The following is a 16,943-nucleotide window of genomic DNA, read 5'->3' as shown; positions in this document are numbered from 1 at the left end:
TATTATGAAAGCAGTAATATTAGCTAATGGTGAATTTCCTAGCCACCCAACTCCTCTCAACGAGCTGTTAGATGCTCCCCTATTAGTGTGTTGCGATGGGGCTATTGAAAATCTCGAAAAACTTGCAATAACACCTAATGCTCTAGTAGGCGATTTGGATTCTATTAAGGAACACCTTAAAAAGAAATATCAGAGCATTTTGCATCACGATCCAGACCAAAATACTAACGATTTAACTAAAGCTGTTAAATGGTGTATTGGAAATAGAATAAACGATATTGTGATTGTTGGTGCAACTGGTAAACGCGAGGATCACACATTAGGCAATATCGGGTTGCTTAGTAATTATGCTAGAATGGGGGCGAATGTTAAGATGCTAACCGATACTGGAGTTTTCTATCCTTTATTATCTTCATCAACAATAGGCAGCTATGTGGGGCAACAGGTGTCTATTTTTTCACCCAACAACCAAACTGTAATAACAACAAAAAATTTGAAATACCCGATTGAAAATAAAACACTGCCAGAGTTTTGGATGGGAACTCTAAACGAAAGCCTTGGCGATAAATTTGAGATATCCTTCTCACCTGGGCCATTGATAATCTATCTAAAATATTAAAACAAAATTTATTTTTAGTGTTACACTCTGAGTAGTGTTTTGTAATACAGTGTTTTATGATAAGTCTAGGTAGATTTTATGTAATATTTTACATAGATTTTATTAATTGATATGTCAAATTGAAAGACTTTTAAAATGCAGATATACAATCAAATAGAATTAATATGCTTTGAATCATTTTGAAATATGTTTCAAATTATTACTTTTACGGCGGGACTAATCAAACGTTTTTAAAATCATGAAGCATTTAAATTCCGTCATTACAGGAACGGGCAGTTATATTCCAACCGTTCGTGTTACAAACCGTGAGTTTACTCGTCATACATTTTATAATGAAGATGAAACTAAAATTGAGACTTTGGTCGATGAGGTTATTGCCAAGTTTAAGGACATTACTGGTATTGAAGAGCGCCGTTGGGTGTCCGACGATTTGTGCGCATCAGATATTGGAGCTATTGCGGCCAGGCGTGCTATTGAGGATGCTGGTGTTGATCCTGAAACCATTGATCAAATCATAGTAGCCCATAACTTTGGGGATATAAAGCATGGAACTATTCAAACCGACATATTGCCTAGCCTAGCATCACGTATAAAACATCATCTTGGTATTAAGAATCCTTCGTGCATACCATATGATTTAATTTTTGGATGTCCAGGATGGGTTCAGGGAGTAATACAGGCCGATTCTTACATTAAATCTGGTTTGGCTAAGAGATGTCTGGTTATTGGAACAGATACGCTTTCAAGACTTATTGACAAGCACGACCGCGACTGTATGATTTTCGCCGATGGCGCTGGTGCTGTAGTTATTGAAGCTAAAGAGGAGGAGGCCAAGCGTGGAATCCTTTCTGCTGCTGCCATGTCGCATACCGAGGAAGAGGCTTTCTATCTATATCTAGGCAAATCATATCATCCAGAATCAGATCCTAATATTAGGTACATTAAAATGGAAGGCCGGAAGATATATGAATATGCTTTAATAAATGTACCTGAAGCAATGAAAGTTGCAGTTGAGAACGCCGGCGTTGAACCAAATGAAATAACGAAAATATTAATACACCAGGCCAACGAAAAAATGGACGAGGCCATTGTTAAACGCTTTGTTAAAAAATGTAGGATTGAAAAAAGCGTTCCTGAACTGATGCCCATGAGCATTAGGGAGTTAGGAAATAGTTCTGTGGGAACAATCCCTACTCTTTACGATATGATAATTAAAGGTAAACAGCCTGAACATAAAATTGATAAAGATGATATCGTAATGTTTGCCTCGGTTGGAGCAGGAATGAATATTAATGCTGTCGTTTATAAGCATTAATGCCTTGTATAGTGATTTAATAAAAAGATCCGTGCCTAAGGGTGCGGATTTTTTGTTTAGCTTTTTTGATAGAAATTTCGGATTAATTTATTTTTCAATGAGCATGTAAGATGAAATTTTTGTATACCATTATTTAATCAACTTTTATTGGGCGTAATTCATTTTAATTAATGTTTTTCTGATTATTGTCATACTTAAAATTCTATTTATCTGTTATTTTTGAGAAAAATAATTTAGCCATGTTTCAAACAAATGAATATTTCGATGGAAAGGTAAAATCCATTGCCTTTCAAACCACAGAAGGCCGTGCCACCATTGGCGTTATGGCTGAAGGTGAATACGAATTTGGAACTACTACTGTGGAGTACATGACAGTAATTTCTGGCGAAATGAATGTCTTGCTTCCTGGCGAAAAAGAGTGGAAAACCTATAAGGAATTTGAAACGTTTGTAGTTCCTAAAGATGCTAAGTTTAAGGTTCGCCTTAGCGGCGATACTGCTTACCGTTGCCTTTATAAGTAGTTAATTATGGGGTGTATTTCCCCATTTTTTATTACCTTGCGATAGGAAATTAAACACATATCGCTATGGCTGGTCCAAAGGGTTCAAAGTATTACGACGTTTTTCTTGATTACTCAATCTTTCTTCGTCATCGACAGGATGATGAGCTCTTTCTGTCTAATGAGCAGCTTTGCCTTTTGTTGAATATCGATGAGCTGGAGTCCATTTCTGCTGCAGCTAAAAAAATGCAAATAAGTTACCGTAAAGCTTGGGAGCTGGTAAAACGGGCTGAGGAGGAACTAGGCTTCCCTTTAGTTGTTAAGTCGCGTGGTGGTAGCCAAGGAGGAAAATCCGAAATGACCAACGATGGAAAGCTACTTGTAAATGCCTACCGCCAGCTACGCGATGAGTTTGATGAATCGGTAAAGAGAGTTGTTAAGAAATTTTTTCAAACAATAAATCAGTAGCTTGATAATGAAAAAGGTAAATGTTTTAGTCCTTCCTTTATTGCTGTTCTTGCTTGGATGTAACAGTAGCGATAAAAGTAATACAATTACTATATTTCATGCAGGGAGCCTTTCCTTGCCACTGAAGGCCGCTGCCGATAGCTTTATGAAGGCCAATCCAGGAGTGCAGGTCGTCCTAGAATCCGCAGGAAGTGTTGAGTGTTCAAGAAAAATTACTGAACTCGGGCGCAAGTGTGATTTGTTTTTCTCAGCAGATTATAACGTAATTAAGAATCTACTCCTTACTGAGTATGCTACTTATTTCATCCCTTTTGCAAGCAATAAAATGGTTGTGGCCTACCGCCCCGATTCAAGATTAGCAGATTCAATTAGCGCCGATAGCTGGATTGATATTTTGCTTAACCAAGATGTAAGATATGGTCGGAGCGATCCAAACAATGACCCTTGTGGATACCGCACGGTTCTGTTGCTTGAGCTGGCAGAGAAGTATTATTCACGCACAGGTGTTGCAAGCCAAATTCTTGCTAAAGACAATAAGTATATTCGTCCCAAAGAGGTTGATTTAATTGCCTTGCTTGAGGCCGGAGCTATCGATTATTTCTTTATCTATGAATCTGTTGCCTTGCAGCATGACTTGTCTTTCCTGTCCCTCCCAGATTCTATTAACTTAGGCAATCCTGATTTATCCGACTATTATTCAAGCGTTTCTACTCAAATTAAAGGCTCAAAACCCGATGAGGTTTTGTCCATTCATGGTGAGCCCATTTTATATGCATTTACTATTCCAACAAATGCACCAAATGCTGAACTTGCTCAAAAGTTTGCTAGCTTCTTCCTTTCCAAAAATGGTGGACTTAGTATCGTTGAAGCAATGGGGCAGAACGTGTTAGTCCCATTTAACCCTGATGGATGTGGTGAAGTACCCAAGGAGTTTTTGAAGTTTGCTAAAATGAATTAGTGATGCAATTGGCTGGCATGACCAAACAGTTTTCTCCATTTAGGTTAGCATTGATGCTTCTTAGCTCCATTGTAATTCTTTTTATTGTTGCACCTTTGGTTGGCATGGTTGTTCATACTCCATTTAAGGATATTGCTGCAACGGCAAATGAAAGCCAAGTACTTCATTCCATTTGGCTTTCAATCTCGATATCCGCTATTGCAACTGTTTTTTTTGCTATACCTGCAATCCCTTTATCCTATTTGTTAGCCCGTTACGATTTTCCTTTAAAGGGATTAATCAATGGGCTTGTCGATTTGCCAGTTGTTATACCTCATTCCGTTGCGGGTATCGCATTAATTGGAATTATCAGTGGCGATAGCATTATTGGAAATGCAATGAGTGTTTTAGGGGTTAATCTTATTGGAACACCAGTGGCAATTGCTGTTGCTATGGCGTTTGTAAGCTTACCATTCCTGGTTAATGCAGCAAGAGATGGATTTCTGCAAGTGCCTGTTAAGTTAGAACAAGCAGCGTTGACTCTTGGTGCAAGTCCATTCAAGGTCTTTTATACCATCTCGTTGCCGTTGGCATTCCGAAACATATTGACTGGCTTTGTTATGATGTTTGCAAGAGGGCTAAGCGAATTTGGCGCCGTGGTTATTGTTGCTTACCATCCTATGGTGGCTTCTGTTATGATATATGATAGGTTTACTACCTTTGGGCTAAAATATGCTCGCCCTGCTGCTATTGTTTTCCTATCTATTTCACTTTTTGTTTTTGTCTTTTTAAGACTTTTATCGCGAAAAAGGTAATCTATGCTTATTGCAGATCAGATATCAAAGTCATTTCCAACTTTTAAGTTAGCCGACATTTCATTTAGGGTTAATCAGGGCGATTACTTCGTTTTGCTAGGACCTTCTGGCTCTGGAAAATCAATCTTGTTAAAGGTTCTAGTTGGATTAGTTTCTCCCGATAAAGGCAGGGTGTTTCTTGATGGGAAAAATATTACGCATGAACCAGTAGGGCAGCGTCAGTTGGGAATCCTATTTCAGGACCTGGCCATTTTTCCACATATGAATGTTTTCGACAACATTGCATATCCCCTTAAAGTGAAAGGACTCGAATCAAAAAGTGTAAAAAAGCGCGTACATGAATTGGCAGAAAGGTTTTCTATTTCTAATATCATAAAAAGAGATACTAGAAATCTCTCTGGTGGTGAACTACAGAGAGTTGCCATGGCGCGTACTCTTGCTCTTAATCCTAGGGTCCTTTTACTCGACGAGCCCCTTTCTGCATTAGACACAAGCTTGCATCTTGAAATAAGTGCGTTGCTGCGTGAGTTAAATAGAAATGGAACAACCATGATTCATGTAACCCACAGCTTTGATGAGGCAATCACGTTAGCAAACAGGGTTGGTGTTATAAGAAATGGCTCCCTAGTTCAAGTAGGCGAAACCTTAAAGGTTTTTCAAAACCCAAACAACGATTTTGTTGCCCATTTTACTGGGGCAAGGAATTTTTTTAAAGTAGAACAAACCTCTGATTCCCAACATGGGCTAGTGATTGGGAATATTACCAATAATCATAAGATAGCGTTTTTTGCCAATAGTAATTACAAGTCAGGTTATATTCTTTTTTCTGAGGCTGCAGTAGTTCTTGCTCACACCATATCAGAGCAAAGTGCTTTAAATATTTTTAAAGGAAAGGTTGTAGATGTTTTTGCTCAGCCCTATGGCTATGAGGTAGTCCTCGATTGTGGCTTTAGAATTCATGCTCACATAACATGGGAATCAAAGGAAAAACTAAATATTGAGCCGGGAGTTGAACTATTCGCCTCAATAAAAGCAAGTGCCATAAGGTTTATCCCCGGAGCCTAAACTAGATTCGATTCGGCTTAAACTTGTTGCTGTTCTGGTATACGGCGTGTATGAACCGAGCCGTAAAAAAGATAATTAGAAATGCTATAGCATAGAAGCTAAGTGCAATGGTAAAGTAGAACGAGATTATAAGAATTATCATCCCTAAAGTAAAGTCAAAAAATGTTAGTAAGGTCCCAAATCGAATCCCGCTTATAAAGATTGACCCCAGGTAATCAATCAGTAAGCTGATAAGGATTAGAACCGCTTGAATCCAAAACGACATCGAGGATATATCGCTAGTGATTGATGATTCAAACCCTTTACTAAGGCCCTCAATGAATGAGTCTTTCCAGTAAATGTATATGATACCCGATAATATACCTACAACAAAAAAGGTGACATGTGAAATAATTATGCCTTTCGTGTTGAACCCAAACTTACGTCTAAGCTTATGCTTGGCATTAATAAAGAACTCATCAACCGTAACCCAAATAAATAGCAACCCTGCTGCTACTAACCAAAAGTACCACTTTTGCCAGTTGGCAAGTTTTTCTATTGTTTCTAGGTATTGAGGTGTTATAGGGTAGTTAATTTTTTTTAAGTATTCTGTTGATACATAACCGGTATATGCACCATCTCGAATCATAACCCAATACTTGTCTGTAGCCGCAGCTATAATTGTGTCTCCTTTGCTCAGACTACCAATTACGTCGGAAACAGTTGAGGGGGCTGAGCGTATATAGAGCGATTTTGTAGTAACAACATACCTATCGCGCATTCTATACTCCCCAGGATGTATACACGATGATAGAATGAATAAAAAGCTAATCCCAATAAGTAAATAATACTTTTTAAGTCGCATTTTTTGTCCCAAATCTATTAAACGCAAATTTAGTTTTTCTTTCATATTTAGGATAATTTGTTGTATTAAATATTTCAAGAAGATTTAAGCAACATTTTTTGATTAATACAAACTCTCATTTTATTACTCTCTAATGAATGGGAAAATAGAGTTTAAAGCCTCTCGCTTTTGACTCTTCTAAGGTAGATGTATTTATGCGTGCTTTCCATGCTGATTTAATGTGATTTGTGAGGGCATCTAGCTGAATGACTTGTCTTAGACGTTGTTGTGTCTCTTTTTTTGAATGATTCTAAATTTATCATTTAAGCCCTTTTGTTGTTAAAAGCTGACAAAAGTCAGTTTTAAGATTGGTTGGTAAAATTATATTTAGAAAAGTAAATCAGGTATTTACGTAAAAAATGTATGTTATTAATATAACAGTGTTAGTTAAATAACAGTATTGATATCTTTAAATTAAAAGGTTATGACGGATACCAAAGAATTAGTGAAAACTCTTGCCGACAAGTATGGGCGGACAAGGGAGAGTTTGATTCCTATCCTACAAGGTGTGGTTCAGGAAGAACGCTACATCTCGAGCGAGGCAATGTCAGAAATAGCGCGTGAGCTCGACATGTCAGCAGCCAAAGTGTATGGGACTGCTACCTTCTATTCTTTTCTTGACACCCAACCAAGGGGTAAGTATGTGATTCGCGTTTGTCGCACAATCTCCTGTTCCATGAAGGGTAAAAATTTGATTATTCAGGAGATTGAGGATTTACTCAAGATTAAAGTGGGCGAAACCACTTCCAACAGGAAGTTCACCTTGCTTGAAACTAACTGTTTAGGTTGGTGTCATAAGGGACCTGCTATGCTCATTAACGATGAGGCTTACACAGAACTTACTCCAGAGAAAGTTCGTGAAATTATTAGTGAGTACATTAAAAAGTAAAAGGAGATTCGATTATGTCAAATAATTTCTTACGTCGCGTTGACCTGATTTTTGATAAGGATTGCGACTTTAAACAGGTCTTACAGTCAGCTTACCAAAAGAGTAACGACGAAATTATCAACGAACTCCTTGAGTCTGGCCTCAAGGGTAGGGGAGGCGCTGGTTTCCCAACCGCTCTGAAGTGGAAGTTTACAGCCGAACAACCCGATCCCGAAAAGTACGTGGTGTGTAATGCCGATGAGGGTGAGCCTGGTACCTTTAAGGATCGTGAAATACTATTCCAGGTTCCCATGAAGGTATTTGGAGGAATGGCCATTTGTGCAAAAGCAATTGGCGCAAAAGAAGGCTATATCTACCTGAGAGGCGAGTATCGTTTCCTCTTAAAAGAGCTAGAAAGCCAGCTCGAAGTTTTTCACGCCTTGCTTGACGAAATGAAAATCCCTTTCCGCATTAAAATTATTATGGGAAGCGGTGCGTATATATGTGGCGAAGAGAGTGCTTTATTCGAATCAATGGAGGGCGACAGGGGTGAGCCTCGCAACAAGCCTCCTTATCCTACTGTTTCTGGTTTTCGTAAAAAGCCAACAGTTATCAATAACGTTGAAACCCTTGTGTACTCCTTTATGATTTTCCGTTATGGAGCCCGCAAATTCAAAGAGCTTGGTACTGCTGACTCTCGCGGTTCTAAGGTTTTCTCTGTTTCAGGCGATACCCCCAAACCTGGTATCTATGAGTTGGAGCTGGGTATGACCGTTGAGCAATTCGTTGAGGAGTTTGGCGATGGCGATACAAAAGCAGTTCAGGTTGGTGGTGCTTCCGGTTTTTGTGTTCCTCGTAAGAAATTCAAAGACACCATAATCGGTTTTGAGGGCGTGCCTACTGGAGGTTCTATGATGCTTTTTAATAGCTCGCGCTCAATGTTTAACGTACTCCATAACTACCTAGAGTTCTTTGAGGAGGAGTCTTGCGGTCAGTGTACCCCTTGCCGTGTGGGGTGCCAACAACTTAAGCTCGGTATTGAGGCTGTGAAAAAAGGCGAAAAGCATGCAAATTATCTTGAACAGCTTCAAAAACTCGCTCAAACCATGAAGATAACTGCTAAGTGCGGTCTAGGACAAAGTGTTGCAAACTCTTTCTTCTCTATTGTTGAGAACTTTAAGGAGGAGATGATTTACTAATCCAACTAAACAGACAAAGATTATGGCTAAACAGATAAATCTCACAATCGACGGCATGCCTATTACAGTTGATGAGGGCACTACCATTTTGCAGGCTGCCAAGAAATTAAACATTCACATTCCCACTCTATGCTATCACGACGACCTTTGCGTTGCAGGGAACTGTCGTGTGTGTGTGGTTGAAATGAAGGGTTCTAGAACTCTTCCTGCATCCTGCGCAATGCCTGTTGCCGAAGGTATGGAAATCCAAACTAATACTATTAAGGTGCGTACCGCTCGTAAGCACATCATTGACCTTTTGCTCTCAGAGCACAACGCTAAGTGTACAACCTGTTATAAGAATGGTAATTGTGAACTTCAGGAGCTTGCTGCAGAATATAAAATTTCTGAGCCCATGTTTATCGATTTGGTGCCTCATAAGAACTACCAAATGGATGCATACTCTCCTTCAATTATAAAGGACGACAGCAAGTGTATTCGTTGTCAGCGTTGTGTTCGTACTTGCGAGGAACTCCAGCATGTTAGCGCGCTTGGGGTAGCCTATAAGGGTGATAAAATGAAGATTTCCACCTTCTTTGAGAATCCAATGTTCGAGGTGGTTTGTACCAATTGCGGTCAGTGCGTTAACCGTTGCCCAACTGGCGCATTAGTTGAACGCAACTATGTTGACGAGGTATGGCAAGCCATCTTTGATGAGGATAAGCATGTGGTAGTTCAAACAGCACCTGCTGTTAGGGTTGCTCTAGGTGAGGCTCTAGGTATGGAGCCTGGCGAAATTGTAACAGGTAAAATGGTTACCGCTCTTAAACGTTTAGGCTTCGATTCAGTGCTTGATACCGATTTTTCAGCCGACCTTACCATTATGGAAGAGGGCTTTGAGTTACTTGGCCGCCTTAAGAAAGCGTTGGTAGATAAAGATCCGAATGTTCGACTGCCAATGGCTACTAGCTGCTCTCCAGGTTGGATAAAGTTTATTGAGCATACCTATCCCGAATACCTCGACAACCTTTCAACCTGTAAATCACCCCAACAAATGTTTGGCGCCCTAGCCAAAACATATTACGCCCAAAAACGAAACCTTGACCCTGCCAAAATTGTTTCTGTTTCCATAATGCCTTGTACTGCTAAGAAGTTTGAGGCCGATCGCCCTGAAATGCGCTCTAGCGGTTATAAGGATGTGGACTATGTTCTTACTACCCGCGAGCTAGCTATTATGATCAAACAGGCTGGTATCGATTTTGCCTCGTTGCCTGAGTCGCATTACGATAGCGTAATGGGGGCTTCAACAGGGGCTGCTGTTATATTTGGTGCAACTGGTGGTGTTATGGAGGCTGCTTTAAGAACTGCTTATGAGGTGGTTACTGGAAGAGAGGTGCCTTTCGATGGGCTTAACATCACTCCAGTTCGTGGTATGGATGGCGTACGTGAGGCTGCTGTTAAGATTGAAGGAACCAAGCCAGAGTGGAGCTTCCTTGAGGGTGCAGAGCTTAAAACGGTAGTAGCTCATGGTTTAACCAATGCCAAAAAGGTTATGGATGCCGTTCGCGATGGAAAGGCAAATTGGCACTTCATTGAGATAATGGCGTGCCCTGGTGGATGTATCGGTGGTGGCGGACAGCCAATCCCAACTAACGAGGAAATTCGTAAAAAGCGTGCCGAGGCTATATATCGTGAGGACGAGGGTATGCCAATTCGTAAATCTCATGAGAACCCTGAAGTTCTTGCCATTTACAAGGAGTTCCTTGGTGAGCCTAACAGCCACAAGTCGCATGAACTGCTCCATACCCACTACAAAGAGCGTCAGCGTTACTAGTCAAATAGCATTGATTTAATTTCAATGAGGGGTGTCTAGTTTTGGACACCCTTTGTTTTATTCTTTAACTCACTTAAATGCGAACTATTAATGAACAAAATGATGCTTAAAGTATGATTAAATATTCTTCATACAATTTTTTTCGTAACTTGTTTTGTTCGGTGAAGCCAGGAAAGCGTATTTTGTAGAAAATCAGACAGGTGTATTATGTGTGTGAAAAAGATAACAATGTTAATAAAATAACGTATATTTGAGGCGTAAATGGTTAAGAGTAGTTGAGCTAACAAAAATTATATTTGTCTATAATGAAATTAAAGGAACTAGCCGATTTAATCGAGGGAAGTGTTGTTTGTTGTCCCGATGGCCTTGAGCAGGATGTTGAGTACGCTTTTGCCTCAGACCTGATGAGCGATGTGCTTACTGTAAGCAAAGATAGACTGGTTCTGATTACTGGTTTGGCTAACATGCAAGCTGTTAGAACCGCAGAGATGGCTGATATTCTGGCTGTAGTGTTTGTGCGAGGCAAAACTATTAGTCAGGATATGATTAGGCTTGCCGAGGAGAATGGGATTGTCCTTATTGAGAGCCCCTATACGATGTTTAGGGCTTCTGGCGTACTTTACGGGAAAGGTTTAAAACCTGTGTATTAATGAAGTTAGAATATAAAGTTCAGGGTGGCGATTTTGTGAGAGCAGGCCAGGCTTCAAGCCAGGTTAAAAAAGTGCTTAAGCGCCTTAATGTCCCTCCGGCTATTATAAAACGGGTTGTTGTTGCCCTTTACGAAGGCGAGGTTAATATTGTTGCCCATGCTTTTCAGGGAAAGATTTATGTCGATATCGATGCGGATAAAATTAAAGTAGTGCTTGATGATATCGGTCCAGGTATTCCTGATATTGATTTGGCAATGAAACCAGGATTCTCAACTGCCTCTAATATAGTTCGTGAAATGGGGTTTGGCGCTGGAATGGGCTTGCCCAATATCAAAGAAAATACAGATAAGATGAAGATCTCTAGCGTTATTGATGTTGGAACAAGGTTGGAATTTGAGGTTAATCTTAAGTAAAGAGTGATGAAAATGAAAAGTAGTAGCGAGTTCTACCATGCATTAAATATACAAACCGATTTGTGTATTGGTTGCTCGCACTGCATGAGGGCTTGCCCTACCGAAGCTCTTAGGGTCAGAAATGGGAAGGCGGAGCTTATAAACAATCGTTGTATTGATTGCGGTGAATGCTATAGGGTATGCCCTACTCATGCAATTAGTATTGAACAAGACGATTTTAGCCAGATATTTAACTACAAAGTTCGCATTGCGCTCATTCCTTCAGTTCTTTATGGACAATTCTCTAGCAGTTTTTCTCAAAACGATGTTCACAGGGCATTAATTACTATTGGATTTACTGATGTTTGGCCAGTTGAGGATTCTGTTGATTACTTAGTAACCAAAATTAATGAGTATACCAAAAATGCTTCGCATAAACCCGTTATTTCCTCATTTTGCCCTGCTATTGTACGATTGATTCAGGTAAAATTTCCATCACTTGTTGATAATATTGCCCTTATTCGCCCTCCAATTGATTTGACTGCCTCATACGTCAAATCTAAATATATAGAGGAGGGGAATCACAATAGCGATATTGGAATTTTCTATGTCACACCTTGCGCCGCTAAAATTGTAGCAGTCCGTCGACCAGAAGGCGACGATAGCTCCGATGTTACTGGAATCATCAACATGGATTTTATCTATAACAAGATTCTGAAGGTGTTAAGTAATGGTAACAATGATAAAAATGGTGAACCTGATAGCAAACCCAGCCTTGGGCTGAGATCGAGTTCGTGGGCTCTGACAAAAGGCGAGGCTGCAAGCATTCATGGTAAAGCTTTGGCTATCGATGGGATCTGGAATGTTATAGAATTCTTGGAAATGGTAGAAAATGAAGAGCTCACTGGTGTTGATTATTTGGAACTGAGAGCTTGTGATGAGAGTTGTGCTGGTGGAATACTAGCCCCAGGTAATCGCTTTCTTACTGCCGAAAACATGTTGCGCGATGCTAATAGCAAGGTGGTTTGGAGCATAGATCAAAGCATGTCGAGGATTAAAGATTACCAGAAGAGAGTAGAAGATATTGCCAATTTAAAACCACTTAAGCCACGTTCAATGCTAAAACTTGATGAGGATATGGTTCGAGCCATGGGGAAGATGGAACGTGTTAATCGTTTAATGTGTTACTTGCCTGGTATCGATTGTGGTGTTTGTGGTGCCCCATCGTGTGTTGCCCTAGCCGAAGATATCGTACAGGGAAATGGTGCTCTGTCGCAATGCGTTTTCCTGCAAAAGATTATGGAGAATAATAAGCTTAATCCAGAGCACTCTTTTCGAATTATGAAAAAGATTTGGGGCGAAAACAGGTTTAAAAAGGATTGTGATAAACCCATTAAATAGAATTCTCAATATGACTGTTAAAGATATTTCTGAGGCTTTGAACCTGAAAGTGTGTTCAGGCCATAATGGCCTTGATAACGAGGTAACTGGAGGCTATACATCCGATTTGCTAAGCGATGTGATGGGAAATGCCCCAGCAGGTGCTGTTTGGATTACCCTTCAAACACACATTAATACTATTGCCGTTGCCTCGCTAAAAGATTTGGCAGCCATAATTTTGGTAAAAGGGCTTGAACCCGATGCCAATACGGCCGATAAAAGTAATGAGGAAAATATTCCCATTTTATCAACAGAACTGCAGGCTTTTGAAATTAGTGGCAGGCTTTACAATCTTATCAATAAAAAGTAATGAGGGTAAAAGCCGATTTACATATTCATTCGGTAATTTCACCATGTGCCGACTTGGAAATGAGTCCGGTGAATATAGTTAATCGAGCTTTAGCCAATAACCTTCAACTTATAGCCATTGCCGATCATAACAGCACTTTACATGGCCCATTGACTAAAGAATTGGCTAAAAGGCATGGCATTCATTGCTTGTATGGTGCAGAGATAACATCAAAGGAAGAAATACATTGCCTCTGTATAGTTGAAACCGAGAATCAAAGAGTTGCCCTGCAGGATTTCATTGAGAATAACATTTTGAAAATATCAAACAAACCCGATGTGTTTGGTTATCAGGTTGTGGTGAATGAGCAGGAAGAGATAATCCAAGAGGTTGATTACTACCTTCATGCTGCATTAAATAAGAGCATAAATGAGGTGTCTGAATTTTTACAATCAATTCAGGGGATATTCATCCCAGCACATGTCGATAGACTTAAGTATAGCCTTACCAGTCAGCTTGGTTTTATTCCACCAGATTTGAAATTCGATGCTCTTGAGATTTCAAAGAATTCGAAGGTGAGCGATTTTTGTAGCCATAATAGGATAGAATCTTCCAAGACTTTTATTCGTAATTCCGATGCCCATTACATTCATCAGGTTGGAGAGATATATACAGAGTATGAGATAAATGATATTTCGTTGGCTGGTTTGCGCGATGCCTTCGATAAAAAGAATGGGGCTTTTGTTTACCCCTTCCAATAGCGTGTTTATTTGAATTATTTAAATCCTTTATAAACTAGTAGTTAACCGTGAAAGATTTATCGCTTCATATCCTTGATATAGTCCAGAATTCTGTTTCTGCCAATTCTTCAGTTATCGAAATAAACCTTGATATTGACACTGAAAAAGATTATATTAAGCTAGCTGTTAAGGATAACGGAAAAGGGATGGACTCCGAGTTCCTAAAATATGTTACTGACCCATTTACTACCACACGTACTACCCGAAAAGTAGGATTAGGCATTCCATTGCTAAAACAAAATGCAGAACTCACCGGAGGATCCTTTAGTATTGATTCGCAATTGGGCCAAGGAACTGAACTATTAGCTCGTTTTATCCCATCAAATATAGACTGTTTACCCCTTGGCGATATAGCAGGTACTTTTGCGCTTTTAATATGCTCGTACCCCGCCATTGAATTTAAAATCAGAGTTAAAAAGGAAAATGAACTTTTTGAAGTCTCTTCTTCTGATATTAGTAAAGCTCTAGATGGCATACCATTGAACAACCCACAGGTATATCCCATTGTAAAAGAATTCATCTATTCAAATTTAGACGAATTACAAATAACAGATTTAGGTTGAAAAACATATTTTTATTGTTAATCGGTTAACAATTGATTTCTATTTTTGCAATGGAATTTTGAGATAAATTATAAAAACCAACCAAATACTCACAAGGAGAATAAGTTATGACAAAAGTAAAATCGCTTGCCGATCTTAAGAAAATGAAGGAGACCCTTCAGTCAAAAATCGACCTTAGGGAGAAAGGCGATTCGGCTGAGAATCTCGTTCAAATCAAGGTGGCTATGGCTACCTGCGGTATAGCCTCTGGTGCTAAGAATGTGATGGATTTCCTTTTAGAGGAACTCGAAAAACGTGGTGTAAATGCAGTTGTAACTCAAACTGGATGTATGGGTTACTGCTATGCAGAACCAACCATTGAGGTTAAACTTCCAAATGCCGATCCCGTTGTTTTTGGTTATGTTGATACCAAAAAAGCCGACGAGATAATTGAGAAGTATATTAAGAATGGCGAACTAGTAGATGGAATTATTCCTGTGAACTACGAGTCAATTGATAACAAATAATCCATTGGGAGGTAAAAAGAATGTCAAAGTATAAAATGCACCTGCTAATTTGTGGGGGAACAGGTTGTAAAGCCTCTGCAAGCGATGCAATAGCAGAAAAACTAAAAGCCGAACTTGCTGCCAATAACCTTCAGGAAGATGTTCAAGTTATTTTGACTGGATGTTTTGGCTTTTGCGAGAAAGGTCCAATTGTTAAGGTACTACCCGATAATACTTTCTATACTCAAGTAAAACCTGAGGATGCTTCTGAAATTGTTAAGGAGCACGTGATTAAGGGACGTAAAGTTGAACGCCTGCTTTATATAGATCCTACCAAAAAAGAAACAATTGAGGACTCAAAGCAAATGGGCTTTTACCGCAAACAAATGCGTATTGCGCTTCGTAACTGCGGTTTCATCAACCCTGAGAATATTGATGAATATATTGCTCGTGATGGTTATCAGGCATTAGGAAAAGTTTTAACCGAATATACTCCTCAGGAGACAATTGAGGTAATTAAGAAATCTGGCCTACGTGGTCGTGGAGGTGGTGGTTTCCCCACTGGCTTAAAATGGGAAATTGCTAGCAAAAATCAGGCAGACCAAAAATATGTGGTTTGTAATGCCGATGAGGGTGACCCTGGTGCTTTTATGGACCGTTCAATTCTTGAAGGCGACCCTCACTCTGTAATTGAGGCCATGGCTATCTGCGGCTATTGTATTGGTGCTTCAAAAGGTCTTATCTATATCCGTGCTGAATATCCTCTCGCTATTAATCGTCTAAAAATAGCAATTGAGCAGGCTCGTGAATATGGATTGCTAGGAAACGATATATTTGGCACTGGTTTTAGCTTCGATTTAGAACTTCGCTATGGTGCAGGTGCCTTTGTTTGTGGTGAGGAAACTGCTCTAATCCACTCAATGGAAGGTTTACGCGGTGAGCCAAGCAATAAACCTCCTTACCCTGCACAGAGTGGTTATATGGGAAAACCAACCAACGTTAATAACGTTGAAACATATGCCAACGTACCTCCAATCATTCTAAAAGGTGCCGACTGGTACTCTTCAATTGGAACTGAGAAGAGCAAGGGAACTAAGGTGTTCGCTCTTGCTGGTAAAATAAACAATGTTGGTCTTATTGAGGTTCCAATGGGTATCACCCTACGCGAAGTTATCTTCGAAATTGGTGGTGGTATTAAAAATGGCAAGAAATTTAAAGCAGTTCAAACTGGTGGACCTTCGGGTGGCTGCTTAACAGAGAGTCACCTTGATACACCAATCGATTTTGACAACCTAGTTGCTGCTGGATCGATGATGGGGTCTGGTGGTATGATTGTAATGGACGAAGACGACTGTATGGTTTCGGTTGCCAAGTTCTATCTCGATTTTACCGTTGAGGAAAGTTGTGGTAAGTGTTCACCCTGTCGTATCGGTAACAAACGCCTTTACGAGTTGCTCGACCGCATCACTAAAGGTGAAGGTACTATGGAAGATCTTGAGCGTCTACGTAACCTATCTCAAGTTATTAAGGATACCTCACTTTGCGGTTTAGGACAAACTTCGCCAAACCCTGTACTTTCTACACTCGATAACTTCTACGATGAGTACGTTGCTCACGTTGAAGATAAGAAGTGTCCTGCAGGTCAATGTAAATCATTAATGAAATATGTAATTGACCCAGAGGCCTGCGTGGGTTGTACAGCTTGTGCTAGGAACTGTCCTGTTAACGCTATTAGCGGTGAGCGTAAAAAACCACACGAAATCAATACAGCAATTTGTATTAAGTGTGGCGCATGTTATGAGAAGTGTAAATTCGATGCTATCAGCATTAAATAATTAGGGTG

Annotated in this window: 19 protein-coding genes; 18 read left to right on the top strand and 1 reads right to left on the bottom strand. The window is 39.8% G+C overall.

Annotated features, from left to right (window positions below):
• The first annotated feature begins 4 nt into the window (after positions 1-4).
• The 7 genes from FHG85_RS09715 (at position 5) to FHG85_RS09685 (ending at position 5,718) form a co-directional block, all read left to right on the top strand.
• Positions 5-619 (top strand): thiamine diphosphokinase, encoded by a 615-nt coding sequence (locus FHG85_RS09715; protein ID WP_173075334.1) that lies wholly within the window; start codon positions 5-7, stop codon positions 617-619.
• A gap of 238 nt (positions 620-857) precedes the next feature.
• Positions 858-1,934: a 3-oxoacyl-ACP synthase III family protein gene (locus FHG85_RS09710; protein ID WP_173075332.1), complete on the top strand. Its 1,077-nt coding sequence runs from the start codon at positions 858-860 to the stop codon at positions 1,932-1,934.
• Positions 1,935-2,173: 239 nt separating this feature from the next.
• Complete coding sequence (ppnP, locus tag FHG85_RS09705; RefSeq protein WP_173075330.1) at positions 2,174-2,455, top strand: pyrimidine/purine nucleoside phosphorylase; 282 nt, start codon at positions 2,174-2,176, stop codon at positions 2,453-2,455.
• A gap of 65 nt (positions 2,456-2,520) precedes the next feature.
• The gene (locus tag FHG85_RS09700; protein WP_173075328.1) at positions 2,521-2,901 is read left to right on the top strand and encodes a winged helix-turn-helix domain-containing protein; all 381 of its coding nucleotides are present in this window, start codon (positions 2,521-2,523) and stop codon (positions 2,899-2,901) included.
• Positions 2,902-2,908: 7 nt separating this feature from the next.
• Positions 2,909-3,859, top strand: a complete 951-nt coding sequence (locus FHG85_RS09695) for an extracellular solute-binding protein (RefSeq protein ID WP_173075326.1) — start codon at positions 2,909-2,911, stop codon at positions 3,857-3,859.
• A 2-nt stretch (positions 3,860-3,861) separates the two neighbouring features.
• Entirely contained in the window at positions 3,862-4,653 is a 792-nt protein-coding gene (locus FHG85_RS09690) for an ABC transporter permease (RefSeq protein WP_173075324.1), read from the top strand.
• Between the two features lie 3 nt (positions 4,654-4,656).
• Positions 4,657-5,718: an ABC transporter ATP-binding protein gene (locus tag FHG85_RS09685; RefSeq protein ID WP_173075322.1), complete on the top strand. Its 1,062-nt coding sequence runs from the start codon at positions 4,657-4,659 to the stop codon at positions 5,716-5,718.
• A 1-nt stretch (position 5,719) separates the two neighbouring features.
• Here the strand turns inward: FHG85_RS09685 and FHG85_RS09680 are convergent, their stop codons facing one another.
• Positions 5,720-6,607: an SH3 domain-containing protein gene (locus FHG85_RS09680; protein ID WP_173075320.1), complete on the bottom strand. Its 888-nt coding sequence runs from the start codon at positions 6,605-6,607 to the stop codon at positions 5,720-5,722.
• 418 nt (positions 6,608-7,025) lie between these two features.
• On the opposite strand from FHG85_RS09680, the gene nuoE reads away from it, so the two are divergent.
• The 11 genes from nuoE (at position 7,026) to FHG85_RS09625 (ending at position 16,935) form a co-directional block, all read left to right on the top strand.
• The gene (gene nuoE, locus FHG85_RS09675; protein WP_173075318.1) at positions 7,026-7,490 is read left to right on the top strand and encodes an NADH-quinone oxidoreductase subunit NuoE; all 465 of its coding nucleotides are present in this window, start codon (positions 7,026-7,028) and stop codon (positions 7,488-7,490) included.
• A gap of 14 nt (positions 7,491-7,504) precedes the next feature.
• The gene (locus tag FHG85_RS09670) at positions 7,505-8,668 is read left to right on the top strand and encodes an NADH-ubiquinone oxidoreductase-F iron-sulfur binding region domain-containing protein (protein ID WP_173075316.1); all 1,164 of its coding nucleotides are present in this window, start codon (positions 7,505-7,507) and stop codon (positions 8,666-8,668) included.
• 19 nt (positions 8,669-8,687) lie between these two features.
• Positions 8,688-10,481, top strand: a complete 1,794-nt coding sequence (locus tag FHG85_RS09665) for an NADH-dependent [FeFe] hydrogenase, group A6 (RefSeq protein ID WP_220429273.1) — start codon at positions 8,688-8,690, stop codon at positions 10,479-10,481.
• 305 nt (positions 10,482-10,786) lie between these two features.
• Entirely contained in the window at positions 10,787-11,131 is a 345-nt protein-coding gene (locus FHG85_RS09660; RefSeq protein WP_173075312.1) for a hypothetical protein, read from the top strand.
• Positions 11,131-11,544, top strand: a complete 414-nt coding sequence (locus tag FHG85_RS09655) for an ATP-binding protein (RefSeq protein WP_173075309.1) — start codon at positions 11,131-11,133, stop codon at positions 11,542-11,544. Before FHG85_RS09660 ends, FHG85_RS09655 begins: the two co-directional genes overlap by 1 nt.
• 12 nt (positions 11,545-11,556) lie before the next feature.
• On the top strand, positions 11,557-12,924 hold the full coding sequence (locus FHG85_RS09650; protein ID WP_173075307.1) for a [Fe-Fe] hydrogenase large subunit C-terminal domain-containing protein: 1,368 nt from the start codon (positions 11,557-11,559) through the stop codon (positions 12,922-12,924).
• Between the two features lie 10 nt (positions 12,925-12,934).
• Positions 12,935-13,273: a DRTGG domain-containing protein gene (locus FHG85_RS09645; RefSeq protein WP_173075305.1), complete on the top strand. Its 339-nt coding sequence runs from the start codon at positions 12,935-12,937 to the stop codon at positions 13,271-13,273.
• Positions 13,273-14,013, top strand: a complete 741-nt coding sequence (locus tag FHG85_RS09640) for a PHP domain-containing protein (protein WP_173075303.1) — start codon at positions 13,273-13,275, stop codon at positions 14,011-14,013. Before FHG85_RS09645 ends, FHG85_RS09640 begins: the two co-directional genes overlap by 1 nt.
• A 47-nt stretch (positions 14,014-14,060) precedes the next feature.
• On the top strand, positions 14,061-14,615 hold the full coding sequence (locus tag FHG85_RS09635; RefSeq protein ID WP_173075300.1) for an ATP-binding protein: 555 nt from the start codon (positions 14,061-14,063) through the stop codon (positions 14,613-14,615).
• 107 nt (positions 14,616-14,722) lie between these two features.
• On the top strand, positions 14,723-15,121 hold the full coding sequence (locus FHG85_RS09630; RefSeq protein WP_173075298.1) for a (2Fe-2S) ferredoxin domain-containing protein: 399 nt from the start codon (positions 14,723-14,725) through the stop codon (positions 15,119-15,121).
• A gap of 20 nt (positions 15,122-15,141) precedes the next feature.
• Positions 15,142-16,935 (top strand): NADH-quinone oxidoreductase subunit NuoF, encoded by a 1,794-nt coding sequence (locus tag FHG85_RS09625; RefSeq protein WP_173075296.1) that lies wholly within the window; start codon positions 15,142-15,144, stop codon positions 16,933-16,935.
• Positions 16,936-16,943: the final 8 nt, after the last annotated feature.

Source organism: Tenuifilum thalassicum, assembly GCF_013265555.1.
GTDB classification, from domain to species: domain Bacteria; phylum Bacteroidota; class Bacteroidia; order Bacteroidales; family Tenuifilaceae; genus Tenuifilum; species Tenuifilum thalassicum.
Note: the sequence above shows the minus strand (reverse complement) of the source record. Positions and strands in the feature narration are given on the sequence as shown.